A 14266-nucleotide genomic window follows, 5' to 3' on the forward strand; every position below is an offset into this window, starting at 1 on the left:
TTTTGCTGGCGTCGTGCCACTCCTTGCAATTCAAGGGCTTACGCAGGCAAAAAAGCCCGATTTCATTGGGTTTTCTGGCGCCAAATAAAAAACGCCGATGCTCTTTCGAGTATCGGCGTTTTTTTGTGCTACCGGTTCAAGGTGTCACGGGCGATAGAGAATCGCCGAGCCCCACGACAGGCCTACACCAAACCCGCTGATGGCCACGCGTTTCCAGGTGGCGTCCATCACATGCTTTTCCAGCAGCAGCGGGATGCTCGACGACACGGTGTTGCCGGTCTCGACCATGTCCTTGATGAACTTGTCCACCGGCGCATCTTCAAAACGACGCGCCACGGCGTCGACAATCGCCGCACTGCCCTGGTGGATGCAGAACGCATCAATGTCGTCAGCCTTGAGGTCTGACTCATCGAGCAGCTCGTGCAAATGCGCCGGCACCTTGAGCAAGGCGAAGTTGAACACCTGGCGACCGTTCATGAAGAACACACCGTCGCTGACCTTCAGATGCGGGGCGCCGGAGCCGTCAGTGCCGAACTTGGACTTGCCGAGCAACCACGGCGCGTCTTCGCCCATCCAGGTGGCGGTGGCGGCATCGCCGAACAGCATGGTGGTGTTGCGGTCTTCCGGGTCGACGATCTTCGAATACGGGTCGGCGGTGACCAGCAGGCCATTCTTCAGGCCGGCGGCTTCCATGAAGCCTTTCATCGCGTAGATGCCGTAGACGTAGCCGGAGCAGCCCAGGGAAATATCGAAGGCGGCGACGTGGGTCGGCAGGCCGAGCTTGTCCTGGACGATGGCAGCCGTGTGCGGCAGGCCTTCTTCATCGCCGTTCTGGGTGACTACGATCAGCGCGTCGATCGACTCGCGCTTCAAATCCGGGTTGTTGGCAAACAAAGCGTTGACCGCCTCGACACACAGATCGGAGGTTTCCTGCGCGGCTTCCTTGCGCGGCAGGAACGCCGACCCGATCTTGCCAATGATGAATTCTTCATCCTTGGCGAATTTGGCACCCTGGGCGTAGTTATCGATCCCGTCTGCCGGCACGTAACTGGCGATGCTTTTTATGCCAATCATTGTGGCTTCCCAATACTAAATAGCTGGAGAACACCCCTGAGACTACGCCCGGAGTGCTGACAATAAAGGGGATAACCCCATAAAAATCTCGCTGAAAGCCGCCACGCAAGGACCCTGTGACGACTTATCCTTTTCACACGATACAGTGAAGATGCGCTTTATGACTCACAGGTCACTCAATTGTGTGTGCTTTATGCAAAACCTTCAAACAATTAAACCCCAGAAACGACAACGGCCCGCCGTGTTTCCAGGGCGGGCCGCTTGACGTGAAGCCACTTACATCTTGTTGAACAGGCTCAACTGCGAGATTTTCACGAAGGCCAGCTGGGAGGCTTGCAGCATGGTTTGCTGCAGCGCCAGGTTGATGGCCGCTTCACCCATGTCGATGTTGGCCAGATCACTCATCGTGCTGGTCGTGGCGATGCTGATGCTTGAGTTCTCACTGGCCTGGATCTCCAAGGCATTCTGCCGCGCCCCGACGGAACCCCGCACATTGACGATCTGGGACATCGAATTGGCCAGGTTGGCGATGCTCGAATTCATGGCATCCTTGAGCTTGACCGTCGCTGCCGGGTTGCCGTCGGCCGGCGCCTCCAGCGCCTTGCGCAACTGGCCCAGGGTATCCAGCGCATTCTGGGTCTTCTGGGTATTGGCACCCACCGAGAACTGGTCGCCTGGCTGCGGCGGGCCGCTGCTCACGTCAAACGTCACGCCGGCCGCCGTCACCGTGGTCCCGCCACCGGTATCGCCAGTGGCGATCGCCTTGCTGGCGCTCGAATAGGGCTGGGCATACACCTCATAGGCCGTCGCGCTGGTGAACTTGATGATCGCCCCACTGTTGGACGGGAACGTGCTGGCATAGTCCGCCTGGTTGGTGACCTGCGCACCGGTCAGCTGTGCGCTCGATGCATTGCTCGGCGTACGCGAAACACTGAACGTGTCCGGCTTGGCCTCCAGGCTGAAGGTACGGTCCTTGACCAACGCATCGGAGTTGGCGCCCGGCGCCACGTCACCGAGGTTCATGGTGATATCGAATTTCACCCCCCGCAGTGCAACGCTGGTGCTGCCGTCCTTGGTGGCGTCGAACGTGCCATTGCCCGGTATCTCGGAAGTCACGTCGTTGCCGTTCTTGTCGGACACCTTGTATTGCGTGCTGCTGGTAAAGGTCAGCTTGTAAGGCTGGCCGTCGGCGAATTTGTTGGTGTAGTCGCCGCTCGATGTCACCAGCCCGGCCGAAAGCGCCACCTTGTGGTCATTGACCGTAGGCGGCACGGTCTGCGGGTTGGGCGCAACCCAGGGGGCCTGGGTGCGACCGGCGTTGGCCGCGCCTTCAAGGATGGTCTTGCCGGTATCACCCGCGCTGACATTCAGCGTATTGGAAATCTGCAGGCTCAGCGGGGTTTCATCCCCCTGGTAGCTGTAGGTGCCATCGTTGTTGCGCGCATACGGCGGCGTCTGGGTCTTGGAGCCGGAAAACAAGTAGTTGCCGGCCGAGTCCTTGCTGTTGAGCAGGCCCAGGACCTGATCTTCAATCGCACCGACCTCACTGGCAATCGAGCGACGATCAGCATCACTGCCGACACCACCGGCCTTGAGTGCCAGCTCCGTGGCCCGCTGCATGGCTTCACTGATCGCACCTAAAACACTCTCTTCGTTGGTCAGCGAGTTTTTCAGGCTGGTGATGTTGCCCGTGGACTGGGCCACCATGTCTTTCTGCTGCTGCAGCATCAACAACCGCGCCGCCGCCACAGGATCATCCGCGGCGGTCTGTACACGCACGCCGGAGCTGGCCTGGTCCTGGGCCTTCACCACACCCGAATAGTTATCCGAATACTTGGCGGAGCTGGTCTCGAAATACTGCTGTGTAGAAATACGCATCGTCCCAGGCTCCCTTAAAGACTATTGATCAATGTGCTGAAGGTTTCTTGCGCAGCCTTGATGATCTGCGACGACGCCGTGTAGTACTGCTGGAACTTGATCATGTCGCCCGCCTCTTCGTCCAGGTTGACCTGGGACACCGAGTTGCGCGCGTTTTTGTTGGCGGTCAGCAATGCGTTCGTCGCGGTGCTGTCGGTACCGGCAGCCGCAGCCTTGGCCCCGACGGTAGACACCAACTTGCTGTTGGCCCCCACCAGACTGGTGCCGCCAGTGCCATCGGCGGCCGTGCCGATGGTCGCCTTGGTCTGCAAGCTGAGCAGGTCAAGAGCGTTGCGGTTGTCGGACTTGCCGGAGGCATTGAACGAGAACGTCGTGCTGTCGCCGTTGGCCGGCGAACCGCCCACCGTGGTGTCGAAACTGAAACTCTTGGCCGGCACCACCAAGGCACCGTTGGCATCGCGCATCGGCACGTTGACCGTGACCTTGTTGCCCTGCCCCGGAACAATGCTGCCGGTGCCGATCGGGTTGCCCTGGGCATCATTGAGCGTGTACGGCTGGGTGCCATCGGCTGCCGGCTTGCCGAACACCATCTTCACCGGCATCGAATGTTCAATACCGGTGCGCAATTGGGCAGTGGCGGCGCCGCCCTGGATGTCCAGAGGCACCGTCAGGGTCGGCGGCGTGAAGGTGCCGGTGCCCTCGTTGGTTTTACTGGCTTGCCCGGATAGCGGCGCAGCAAAGGCGATCTTGTTCGGATCCGTCAACACTGTGCCAATGTCCTTGGCACCATTGGCGGTCGGACTGACCTTGAAGCTGTCTCCGGTGGCCATCGGTCCCTTGCCATCGAGCGCCAAGGTGAAACCATCGATCACGGCCGGTGGCGTGGCGGTGACGTCAAAGGTCCCCATGGCCTTGCCATCGGAACGCACTACGGTGACGTTGTTCGGGTTGGCGCTGTCGCTGAAGGTGACCTTGTAATCGAAATTGGTCAGCTTGCTGCTGTCCTTGATCGTCACGTTCAGGTTGCCGGAACCCGCGCTGTTGTCACCCGAAGCCTGGCTGCGCTGAGCAATGGCGGCGGCGCTGTTGATGTCCTTGAACAGCGAGCTGCCGAACTGGCTATTGAGGTCCAGGCCCTGGCCCAACTGGTTGTTGATGGTGTCTGCGGTGGCAATGGCAATGCGCCCCAGGTCATTGATGGCAGGCATCAGGGCATCGGTGCGATAGCGCAACAGACCGCCAATGCTACCGCCGCTGAGCACGTTGCCCAGGTCGAGCGACTCACCGCCGCCAACGTTGAGCTGGATGGTGAACTGGCTGGTGTCGTTCTTGCTCGGCACGGCGGAAATCGTGTTGGACTGGTCACCCAGTACCAGCGACTGGCCGGAACCGGTGCTGACGCTGAAGATGCCATTCTTCTCGGTGGCGGTCACGCCGACCAATTCGTTCAGCGAACGCACGGCTTCGGCACGCGCGTCCAGCAGGTTGGCCGGGGCCGTGTTCGACGAGCCCTGCACCTGGGCGATCTGCTTGTTGAGCGAGGCAATGGACGACGTCAGCTTGTTGACCTGGTCACTCATCGAGCTCAACTGGCTGTTGATGGTTTCTTTCTGCTGGCCCAACTGCGTAGAGATCGAGTTGAAGCGATTGCTCAGCGTCTGCGCCTTGGTGATCAACACCTGGCGGGCCGAGACATCGCTCGGGTTGGCCGAGGCCGTCTGCACGGCCGAGAAGAACTCACTGAGCACAGCCGACATACCGGTGGTCTTGTCCGACAGGGTCTTGTCGACGGCGCTGACCTGATCCAGGTACGCCTTGGCATCGCTGTTGAGCGAGGTGCTGTTCTGGTACGCCGCGTCGAGGAACTCGTTATACACCCGGCGCACATCGGCCAGGGTGGTACCGCTACCGATGTACACACCGCCGTACTGGTTCGCCGCGCTGGCATTCTGGGTGGTCTGCTGACGCGAGTAACCCGGAGTGTTGGCGTTGGCAATGTTGTTACTCAAGACCGACAGCGATCCTTGAGAGGCGTTGAGCCCTGACATCCCGATACTGAGCAAACTCATGGTTCAGACCTTATAAATGTGTGGTTGCGCCAGCGGCAGCGTAATTCTGGTAACTGTCCATCGTTTTGGCGATCTGCGAAATCTTGCTGGCATAGGCCGGGTCGGTGGCGTAACCGGCTTTTTGCAACTCGCGGACAAACTGTTCCGGGTTGTCGGCCGATTTGATGACTTCTTTATAGCGATCATTGCTTTGCAGCAATGTCACCAGGTCATGGAAGCTGTCCTGGTAGGAGTTGTAGGACCGGAACTGCGCCGTTTCCTTGACCATCGCCCCATCGCGGAACTCACTGGTGATCGCACGGGCCTGGCCGCCCTGCCAACTCTGGCCGGCCTTGATGCCGAACAGGTTGTGGCTGCTGCTGCCGTCTTCGGCGCGCATCACCGATTTACCCCAACCGGTTTCCAGGGCGGCCTGGGCCACCAGGTACTTCGGATCGACACCGATGCGCGCGGCGGCCGCCTTGGCCATCGGCAACATGGTGGCGACAAATTCATCCTGCGAACTGAAGGCTTTCTTCGCCGGCGCCAAGGGTGGCTGGGCCACGGCGCGACCGTAGACCTGCATGCGCCCGCTCGGCACGGCGAAGGTGCGCGCAGTGCTGTTGACCACATTGTCGTCGGCCACGCTGTTACGCAGCGGCGCGCTTTTGGCATCGATAGCAACGGGCGCGTTCGGCACGATGCCGGCCAGCAGGCGATCGGTCAGCTTGCTCGGCAAGGCGATGCGGCGCTGATTCATCAACTCCATGTCATTGCTGTGGGACGCCGCGCCGCCGGCCTGAGGCTCAGCAACACGGTAAGCCCACAGCGGACGCTGGCCATTGGAGCGGCCCAGCGGCCCTTCAGCCTGGGTGCCGGCGGCGATTTCAGTCGGCACGTCGACCTTCTTCCCAGGCTCGGCGCCTGCCGGGCCTTGCAAGGTAGCGGCCTGGGCCTCCACCGGCTTGTTTTTCTGCATCTGGCGCATCAGCACGTCGGCCAGGCCGATACCCCCGCCTTCACGGGACATGGAGACGGCCAGCTGCTGGTCGTACATTTCCTGGTACTGCTTGGCCGCCGGCGTGTTCATCGGGTTGTCTTTACCCAGCGCCTCGGTGGCCGAACGCATGGACTTGAGCATCTCGCTCAGGAACAGCGATTCGAACTCCTGCGCGACCTTGCGCATGTTGCCTTCGCTGTTCTTGTCGGCACCGACCTTGAGCTGATTAAGCCGGTTCAGGTCGGAGTAGGACCCCGAGTCCGCCGTACTGCTGATCCCGCTCTTGCGCATATCCATGGCCATGGCCTCAGATCACGATCAGGTCGGCTTGCAAGGCGCCGGCCTGTTTCAATGCTTCGAGGATCGCCATCAAGTCGCCGGGCGCTGCGCCCACCTGGTTCACCGCACGGACAATCTCATCCAGGGTGGTACCGGGGCCGAACTTGAACATCGGCTTGGCTTCTTGCTGGGCATTCACCCGCGAACGCGGCACCACCGCCGTCTGACCGTTGGACAACGGGCCAGGCTGACTGACGATCGGGTCTTCGGTGATGGTCACGGTCAGGCTGCCGTGGGTCACGGCGGCCGGCGAGACCTTGACGTTCTGACCAATCACGATCGTACCGGTACGCGAGTTGATGATGACTTTGGCCACGGCCTGGCCCGGGTCGACTTCAAGGTTTTCCAGGATCGACAGATAGTCGACACGCTGGCTCGGATCCAGCGGCGCCGTCACGCGGATCGAGCCGCCGTCGATGGCCTGGGCCACGCCTGGGCCGAGCATGTCGTTGATCTTGTCGACCACGCGCTTGGCGGTGGTGAAGTCGGAGCGGTTGAGGTTCAGGGTCAGGCTGTTGCCCTGGTTGAAACCACTTGGCACCGTACGTTCAACCGTGGCGCCGCCCGGGATACGCCCGGCCGACGGCACGTTGACGGTAATCTTCGAACCGTCGCGACCTTCGGCGTCAAACCCGCCCACCACCAGGTTGCCCTGGGCGATGGCGTAGACGTTGCCGTCGATACCTTTCAGTGGCGTCATCAGCAAGGTGCCGCCGCGCAGGCTTTTCGAGTTACCGATGGACGACACGGTGATGTCCACCACCTGGCCAGGTTTGGAGAACGCTGGCAGGTCGGCGCTGATCGACACCGCCGCGACGTTCTTCAACTGCACGTTGCCCGAGCCCGCCGGCACTTTGATGCCGAACTGCGAGAGCATGTTGTTGAAGGTCTGCAGGGTGAACGGGGTCTGGGTGGTCTGGTCACCCGTACCGTTGAGCCCCACCACCAGGCCATAGCCGATCAACTGGTTGGAACGCACGCCGGAGATGCTGGCGATGTCCTTCAGGCGTTCGGCCTGGGCGACAGCGCTCAAGGAAAGCAGGAGTGCGGCCGCCATCAGCTGTTTGAAGTTCAAAGTGGCCACCTAGAAAGGGAACAGCGGGCTAAGGAAGAAACGGTCGAACCAGCCCGGCTGACTCGCATCAGCAAACGAACCCGTACCCGAGTAGGTAATGCGCGCATCGGCAATCCGCGTCGACGGCACGGTGTTGTCGGTGGAGATATCATCGGCGCGGACCATGCCGGCAATGCGTACCAGTTCGTCGCCGGTGTTGAGGGTCATCCACTTTTCACCGCGAATGGCGATGATGCCGTTGGGCAACACGTCGGCCACCGTCACAGTAATCGAACCGGTCAGGCTGTTGCCCTGCCCCGCCGCGCTCTTGCCGTTGGTGGCACGGTCGCCGCTGTAGCCGGCGCTCAGGCTCAAGTCACCACTGCCCAACGGGTTGTTGGTGTTAGGCACTGCGCCAAACAACGAGGTCAGGCCGATACCGGTCTTGCTGGTCTTGCCCACCTGGGAGTTAGCGTTCTTGCTGGCCTGAGTCTTCTCGTTCAGGGTGATGGTGATGATGTCACCGACCCGGAACGCCTTGCGGTCGCTGTACAGGTTCTGTTCAAAACCGGCCTGGTAGATCGAGCCATTGTTGGCGGCCGCCGGCAACGGCGTGCGTGGCAACACCGGCGCGTAGTACGGGTCATTGGGTTTTGGCGTCGGGGCGACACAGCCCGCGAGCACGGCAATCCCACTCAATGCCAGAACAGAAACATAGCGATTCATGACCCTTACCTCACGGTGTTGCAGGCGCCCTCAAGAGCGCCCTATAGACTTGATTACAGATTCTGCGTTACGAACGAAAGCATCTGGTCGGCGGTGGAGATCACCTTGGAGTTCATCTCGTAGGCGCGCTGGGTGGTGATCATGTTGACCATCTCCTCAACCGTGCTCACGTTGGAGGTTTCCAGGGTGCTTTGCAGCGTGGTGCCGAAACCGTTCAGGCCAGGGGTGCCGATTTGCGGCGCGCCGCTGGAGGCGGTTTCCAGGAACAGGTTGTTACCCATGGCTTGCAGGCCGGCCGGGTTGATGAAGTCAGCGGTCTGCAGGTTGCCGATCACTTGCGACGCGGGGTTGCCGGCCACGGTGATCGACACGGTGCCGTCGTTGCCGACGGTGAAGGTCTTGGCGTCGGCTGGAACGATCACGGCCGGCTCCAGGGCGAAACCGTTGGCGGTCACGATCTGGCCGTTGGAGTCCAGGTGGAAAGTACCGTCACGGGTGTAGGAAGTTGTGCCGTCCGGTTGCAGGATCTGGAAGAAACCGCGGCCGTTGATGGCCATGTCCAGCGGCTGGCCGGTCTGTTGCAGGTTACCGGCGCTGAAGTTCTTCTGGGTGCCGACGATCTGCACACCGGTACCCAATTGCAGGCCCGACGGCAGTTCGCTGTCCTGGGTCGACTGGGCGCCCGGCTGCTTCTTGATCTGATAGAGCAAGTCCTGGAACTCGGCACGGTCACGTTTGAAACCCGTGGTCGACACGTTGGCCAGGTTGTTGGAAATGGTGGTCAGGTTGGTGTCCTGGGCGGACAGACCTGTTTTGGCAACCCATAGAGCCGGAAGCATGCTGTTCTCCTTCGTGCGCCTGTTTGTTGGCGCTGCGCCGCAAAATTAGTGTGTTGGATCAGCTCATCTGCATGACGCGCGTCATGGCCTGATCGTCTTCTTTAGCGCTGTTCATCATCTTGATGTGCAGCTCGAACTGCTTGGAAAGCGCCAGCACCGCAGTCATCTCTTCCACGGCATTGACGTTGCTCGCCTGCAGGAAGCCCGAGGTCAGCTTGACGTTCGCGTCGGCCTGGGCCGGCTGGCCATCCTTGGTGTGGATGGTGCCGTCGAGGCCTTTATTCATGTTCTTCAGGTCCGGCTGGACCAGCTTGATGCGGTCCACTTCGGCCATCACCCGCGGGCCTTCGCCCATGGCGCGGATGCTGATGGTGCCGTCGGCACCCACTTCGATTTTCTGCTGGGGCGGCACGGCGATCGGGCCACCGTTGCCCATGATCGGCATGCCGTTGCCGGCGCGCAGCACGCCCAACGCATCGACGTTCATGCTGGCGCTGCGCACGTAGGCTTCGCTGCCATCAGGGGTCTGCACGGCCATCCAGCCATCGCCGTTGACGGCCACGTCCAGGTCGCGGCCGGTCTCGATCATGGCGCCAGGGGTGAAGTCGGTGGCCGGACGCTCGGTCATGGCAAACGCCCGCGCCGGAAAGCTGTCGCCGAACACCGGCATCGAACGCGCCTGCTCCAGGTCACGTTGGAAACCATTGGTGGAGATGTTCGCCAGGTTGTTGGCATGGGCCTTCTGCGCCAGAGCATTCTGGCTGGCGCCGGTCATTGCCACATAAAGGTACTTGTCCACGCTTCTTCCTCTTTCTGACGGACGCTTGCCGCCCACCGCTGTACTGATGAGGCTTAAGCAATTTGCGAACCAACTTTTGAAAAGAGGGAGAAGTGCAGGCTGGGCGGGGGTTTGCCGTGAGGTGGGGTGATTTCAGGGTTGAGCGTGAGTCGAAAAAACGGCGGACTACTGCCGCCTGCGGCAAGCCCCGTCCTTGAAAACGACAAAGATCAAATGTGGGAGGGGGCTTGCCCCCTCCCACATGGGGTTATTTGTCGGTCTTGAGGATTTCGTAGTCGCGCAGCTTATTCGCGATGGTGGTGTGTGACACCCCCAAACGCTTGCCCATCTGCCGACTGCTGGGATGCTCGGCATACAGGGCTTCCAGCACCGCCTTCTCGAACCGCCCGACAATGTCTTCCAGGCCACCCTCCAGCGAAAAATCGCCAAGCGGCTGACGCACCCCATAATCCGGCAACCGGATATGCTCAGCCTTGACCGTCCCGCCGTCGCACAACGACACCGCCTGGAACAGCACGTTTTCCAACTGCCGCACGTTGCCTGGCCAGCGGTAGTGACTCAGGCGCTCCATCGCGGCGGGCGCCAACCTGGGCAGCGAGCAACCGATCTGCCGGCTGGCCTGGTCAAGAAAGTGCTCGACCAAGGGTGCCAGGCCATCGAGGCATTCGCGCAATGGTGGGATATGCAGGGACAGCACATTGAGGCGGTGGTAGAGGTCCTGGCGGAATTCGCCACGGGCGCACAGCTCGGACAAGTCCACTTGGGTGGCACAGATGACCCGCACATCCAGGTACACCTCTTCATCGCTGCCGACGCGACGGAAGCAGCCGTCCTGCAAAAAGCGCAGCAGTTTCACCTGCAAGCGCGCGCTCATTTCCCCTACACCGTCGAGAAACAACGTACCGCCCGCCGTCAGTTCCAGCAGGCCCAGCTTGCCTTCGGCCCGCGCACCCTCGAAAGCGCCAGGGCCGTAGCCGAACAACTCGGTCTCGGCCATCGACTCAGGCAGGCCGGCGCAGTTGAGCGCCATCAACGGTGATTGCCCACGCGGGCTTGCCAGGTGACAGGCCCGCGCCAGCAGCTCCTTGCCAGTGCCGGTTTCGCCTTCTATTAATAGCGGCGCATCCAGCGGTGCCATGCGTCGGGCTTCGCGCACCACGGCGGCCATGACTTTGGAGCTTTGGAAGATGCTGTCAAAGCCACGCAGTTCCTGCTTGCGCACGTTGTAGATGCGCTCACCGACGCGGTCGGCGCGGTGCAGGGTCAGCACAGCGCCGGCCATGGCTTCGCTGTCGTCATGCTCCGAGGATTGCAGCGGCGCGATGTCCGCCAGGAACACGTCGCCCTTGACCTTGACCCGCAGGCCGTTGATCCGCGACTTGCTCGCGCGCACCAGCTCCGGCAAGTCAAAGTCCTCGGCGTAGCGCGACAACGGAATGCCCGGCACCTCATCCACCCGCACGCCGAGCAACTGCGCCGCGGCGCGGTTGGCGGCGACGATGGAGCCGCCCATATCAATCGACAACACCGGAAACTCGAGGGCACCCAGCAGTGCATTGAGCTCCATATGCCGGCGCTCGCTGGGCATCAGCCCTACCCTTTTCACCCCGAACACCCCGGCAATTGCCTCGAACTGCGGGCGCAGCGCCTGGAACTGCATGTTCACCAGGTTCGGGCAGTACAGGTAAATGGCGTTGCCATGCTCACCGCCGACCTCGCCCTTGGCGACGTTGACGCCGTATTCCACCAGCAGGTTGAGGATGTCCCGCAGGATGCCGATGCGGTTCTGGCAGTGCACTTTGATACGCATGAAGAGGCCCGAAAAGTGGGGAGGCGCCGCGTCTTTTTGTCGCTGGGCGCAGATAGTCGTCAAGATTATGTGACAGCGACAGCGACTTTCCCAGCCCAATGCAGCGGTCAACCTAACAAGCGTAACGAATACTTTACGAAAAATGGTAAGTTTTCCTACATCCGCCGGTTTTAAACAGATGGAATCTGGCCTCTCACGGGTTATCAATAGGCTCATCGCAGGACATAACAAGAACGAATGCCTAGCAGGAGAGCCGTATGAAGCAGACGCAGTACGTGGCCCGCGAGCCCGACGCGCAAGGTTTTATCCACTACCCGCCGGAAGAACACGCGGTGTGGAACACCCTGATCACTCGCCAGTTGAAAGTGATCGAGGGTCGCGCCTGCCAGGAATACCTGGACGGCATCGACAAGCTCGGCCTGCCCCACGATCGCATCCCGCAACTGGGCGAAATCAACCAGGTGCTGGCCGAGACTACCGGCTGGCAAGTCGCCCGCGTGCCGGCGCTGATCCCCTTCCAGACCTTTTTCGAATTGCTCGCCAGCAAGCAGTTTCCAGTGGCGACCTTTATCCGCACCCGCGAAGAACTGGACTACCTGCAAGAGCCGGATATTTTCCACGAGATCTTCGGCCACTGCCCGCTGCTGACCAACCCCTGGTTCGCCGAATTCACCCACACCTACGGCAAGCTCGGCCTGGCGGCCACCAAGGAGCAACGGGTGTACCTGGCGCGCCTGTACTGGATGACCATCGAATTCGGCCTGGTGGACACCCCCGAAGGTCGACGCATCTACGGTGGCGGCATTCTGTCGTCGCCCAAAGAGACGGTGTACAGCCTGTCGTCCGAGCCCGAACACCAGGTGTTCGACCCGCTGGAAGCCATGCGCACGCCGTACCGCATCGACATCCTGCAACCGCTGTACTTCGTGCTGCCCAATCTGAAGCGCCTGTTTGAAGTGGCACAGGAAGACATCATGGGCATGGTCGAGCGCGGCATGCAGTTGGGTCTCCACGCGCCGAAGTTTCCACCGAAGCCAAAAGCTGCTTGAGCCTTGCATATTGAGGCCAGGTGAGTCTGTTCCCTGGCCCCGCGTTGCTTTAGGGTAACGCCACTGACCTTCAAACATTCGAATTCAGGACACCTCCATGACCACCTTGAACCAAGCCCACTGCGAAGCCTGCCGCGCCGATGCCCCACAAGTCAGCGATGAAGAGTTGCCGGTGCTGCTCAAGCAGATTCCCGACTGGAACATCGAAGTCCGCGACGGCGTGATGCAACTGGAAAAGGTTTTCCTGTTCAAGAACTTCAAGTTCGCCCTGGCCTTCACCAACGCCATGGGTGAAATCTCCGAAGCCGAAGGCCATCACCCTGGCCTGCTCACCGAGTGGGGCAAGGTCACCGTGACCTGGTGGAGCCACTCCATCAAGGGCCTGCATCGCAACGACTTCATCATGGCCGCACGCACCGACGAAGTGGCCAAGGACGCCGAGGGCCGCAAGTAATGCACTTCGATGCCATTGGCCGCGTGCCCGGCGACCCGATCCTCGGGCTGATGGACCTGTACGCCCAGGACACCAACCCGAACAAATTCGACTTGGGCGTGGGCGTTTACAAGGATGACCAGGGGCTGACGCCGATCCCGCACTCGGTGAAGTTGGCCGAGCAGCGCCTGGTGGACACACAGACCACCAAGACCTACATCGGCGGCCACGGCAATGCCGCATTTGGCAAGCTGATCAGCGAGCTGGTGCTCGGCGCCGACTCCCCGCTGCTGCGCGACCGCCGTGCCGGCGCCACCCAGACCCCAGGCGGCACCGGTGCCCTGCGTTTGAGCGCCGATTTTATCGCGCAAAACCTACCGGGCCGTGGCGTATGGCTGAGCAACCCGACCTGGCCGATCCACGAAACCATCTTCGCCAAGGCCGGGATCCCGGTCAGCCATTACCCTTACGTGGGTGCCGACAACCGCCTGGACGTGGCGGCAATGCTCGCCACTTTATCCAACGTGCCCCAGGGCGATGTCGTGCTGCTGCACGCCTGCTGCCACAACCCGACCGGTTTCGACCTGTCCCAGGATGACTGGCGCCAGGTGCTGCAGATCGTGCGGGAGCGCCAGTTGCTGCCGCTGATCGATTTCGCCTACCAGGGCTTTGGCGATGGCCTGGAACAGGACGCCTGGGCGGTGCGGCTATTTGCGGCCGAGTTGCCGGAAGTGCTGGTCACCAGCTCCTGCTCGAAAAACTTCGGCTTGTACAGCGACCGTGTCGGAGCGCTGATTGTCTGCGCGGCGGATGCCGAGAAGTTGACGGACGTGCGCAGCCAACTGGCGAACACAGCGCGCAACCTGTGGTCGACGCCGCCGGACCATGGTGCGGCGGTGGTGGCAACGATCCTCGGTGATGCCGAGCTGAAAAAGCAGTGGAGCGACGAGGTTGAAGCCATGCGTTCGCGGATCGCACACCTGCGCTCCGGCTTGGTGGAGGCGTTGGCGCCACACGGTCTATCGGAGCGTTTTGCGCATATCGGCGCGCAGCGTGGGATGTTTTCCTATACCGGCTTGAGTGCCGAGCAGGTGAAACAACTGCGCGAGAAGCACAGTGTGTATATGGTGAGTTCTGGCCGGGCGAATGTGGCAGGGATTGATGCCACGCGGTTGACGCTGCTGGCCGAAGCCATCGCCGACGTTTCCCACTGACGA

At 61.3% G+C, this 14266-nt stretch carries 12 protein-coding genes; 3 read left to right on the forward strand and 9 right to left on the reverse strand.

Translation table 11 applies throughout. The features are described 5' to 3' along the window. Window positions 1–144: 144 nt before the first annotated feature. The 9 genes from ACZ445_RS21780 to ACZ445_RS21820 all read right to left on the reverse strand — a co-directional run bounded on the left by ACZ445_RS21780 (window position 145) and on the right by ACZ445_RS21820 (window position 11567). A complete protein-coding gene (locus ACZ445_RS21780; protein WP_058424918.1) occupies window positions 145–1074 on the reverse strand; it encodes a ketoacyl-ACP synthase III in 930 nt (309 codons plus the stop codon). A gap of 276 nt (window positions 1075–1350) precedes the next feature. Further along, complete coding sequence (locus tag ACZ445_RS21785) at window positions 1351–2952, reverse strand: flagellar hook-associated protein 3 (protein ID WP_464707548.1); 1602 nt, start codon at window positions 2950–2952, stop codon at window positions 1351–1353. Between the two features lie 14 nt (window positions 2953–2966). Then, the gene (flgK, locus tag ACZ445_RS21790) at window positions 2967–5021 is read right to left on the reverse strand and encodes a flagellar hook-associated protein FlgK (RefSeq protein WP_058424920.1); all 2055 of its coding nucleotides are present in this window, start codon (window positions 5019–5021) and stop codon (window positions 2967–2969) included. A gap of 10 nt (window positions 5022–5031) precedes the next feature. Continuing rightward, window positions 5032–6303, reverse strand: a complete 1272-nt coding sequence (flgJ, locus tag ACZ445_RS21795) for a flagellar assembly peptidoglycan hydrolase FlgJ (protein ID WP_058424921.1) — start codon at window positions 6301–6303, stop codon at window positions 5032–5034. A 4-nt stretch (window positions 6304–6307) separates the two neighbouring features. After that, on the reverse strand, window positions 6308–7396 hold the full coding sequence (locus tag ACZ445_RS21800; protein WP_033901075.1) for a flagellar basal body P-ring protein FlgI: 1089 nt from the start codon (window positions 7394–7396) through the stop codon (window positions 6308–6310). A 27-nt stretch (window positions 7397–7423) separates the two neighbouring features. Further along, on the reverse strand, window positions 7424–8119 hold the full coding sequence (gene flgH / locus ACZ445_RS21805; protein WP_016976553.1) for a flagellar basal body L-ring protein FlgH: 696 nt from the start codon (window positions 8117–8119) through the stop codon (window positions 7424–7426). Between the two features lie 53 nt (window positions 8120–8172). Beyond that, window positions 8173–8958, reverse strand: a complete 786-nt coding sequence (gene flgG, locus ACZ445_RS21810) for a flagellar basal-body rod protein FlgG (protein WP_025855853.1) — start codon at window positions 8956–8958, stop codon at window positions 8173–8175. Window positions 8959–9016: 58 nt separating this feature from the next. Then, window positions 9017–9757, reverse strand: coding sequence for a flagellar basal body rod protein FlgF (locus ACZ445_RS21815; protein ID WP_058424922.1), 741 nt, complete (start codon window positions 9755–9757; stop codon window positions 9017–9019). 247 nt (window positions 9758–10004) lie between these two features. Then, on the reverse strand, window positions 10005–11567 hold the full coding sequence (locus ACZ445_RS21820) for a sigma-54-dependent transcriptional regulator (protein ID WP_058424923.1): 1563 nt from the start codon (window positions 11565–11567) through the stop codon (window positions 10005–10007). Window positions 11568–11824: 257 nt separating this feature from the next. Between ACZ445_RS21820 and phhA the strand changes: the two genes are divergently transcribed. From phhA to ACZ445_RS21835, 3 genes are all read left to right on the forward strand, one after another. Then, window positions 11825–12616 (forward strand): phenylalanine 4-monooxygenase, encoded by a 792-nt coding sequence (phhA, locus tag ACZ445_RS21825; protein WP_179030430.1) that lies wholly within the window; start codon window positions 11825–11827, stop codon window positions 12614–12616. A 97-nt stretch (window positions 12617–12713) separates the two neighbouring features. Further along, entirely contained in the window at window positions 12714–13070 is a 357-nt protein-coding gene (locus ACZ445_RS21830; protein ID WP_010208721.1) for a 4a-hydroxytetrahydrobiopterin dehydratase, read from the forward strand. Beyond that, window positions 13070–14263: an amino acid aminotransferase gene (locus ACZ445_RS21835; RefSeq protein ID WP_310864089.1), complete on the forward strand. Its 1194-nt coding sequence runs from the start codon at window positions 13070–13072 to the stop codon at window positions 14261–14263. The genes ACZ445_RS21830 and ACZ445_RS21835 overlap by 1 nt, the downstream gene beginning before the upstream one ends. Window positions 14264–14266 lie beyond the last annotated feature (3 nt).

This window comes from Pseudomonas allii (genome assembly GCF_055380095.1).

Coding starts and splice junctions, on each gene's coding strand:
- ACZ445_RS21820 (WP_058424923.1), bottom strand. CDS start 11,567: ATGCGTATCAAAGTGCACTGCCAGAACCGCATCGGCATCCTGCGGGAC.
- phhA (WP_179030430.1), top strand. CDS start 11,825: ATGAAGCAGACGCAGTACGTGGCCCGCGAGCCCGACGCGCAAGGTTTT.
- flgH (WP_016976553.1), bottom strand. CDS start 8,119: ATGAATCGCTATGTTTCTGTTCTGGCATTGAGTGGGATTGCCGTGCTC.
- flgK (WP_058424920.1), bottom strand. CDS start 5,021: ATGAGTTTGCTCAGTATCGGGATGTCAGGGCTCAACGCCTCTCAAGGA.
- ACZ445_RS21780 (WP_058424918.1), bottom strand. CDS start 1,074: ATGATTGGCATAAAAAGCATCGCCAGTTACGTGCCGGCAGACGGGATC.
- flgG (WP_025855853.1), bottom strand. CDS start 8,958: ATGCTTCCGGCTCTATGGGTTGCCAAAACAGGTCTGTCCGCCCAGGAC.
- ACZ445_RS21835 (WP_310864089.1), top strand. CDS start 13,070: ATGCACTTCGATGCCATTGGCCGCGTGCCCGGCGACCCGATCCTCGGG.
- ACZ445_RS21785 (WP_464707548.1), bottom strand. CDS start 2,952: ATGCGTATTTCTACACAGCAGTATTTCGAGACCAGCTCCGCCAAGTAT.
- ACZ445_RS21830 (WP_010208721.1), top strand. CDS start 12,714: ATGACCACCTTGAACCAAGCCCACTGCGAAGCCTGCCGCGCCGATGCC.
- ACZ445_RS21800 (WP_033901075.1), bottom strand. CDS start 7,396: ATGGCGGCCGCACTCCTGCTTTCCTTGAGCGCTGTCGCCCAGGCCGAA.
- flgJ (WP_058424921.1), bottom strand. CDS start 6,303: ATGGCCATGGATATGCGCAAGAGCGGGATCAGCAGTACGGCGGACTCG.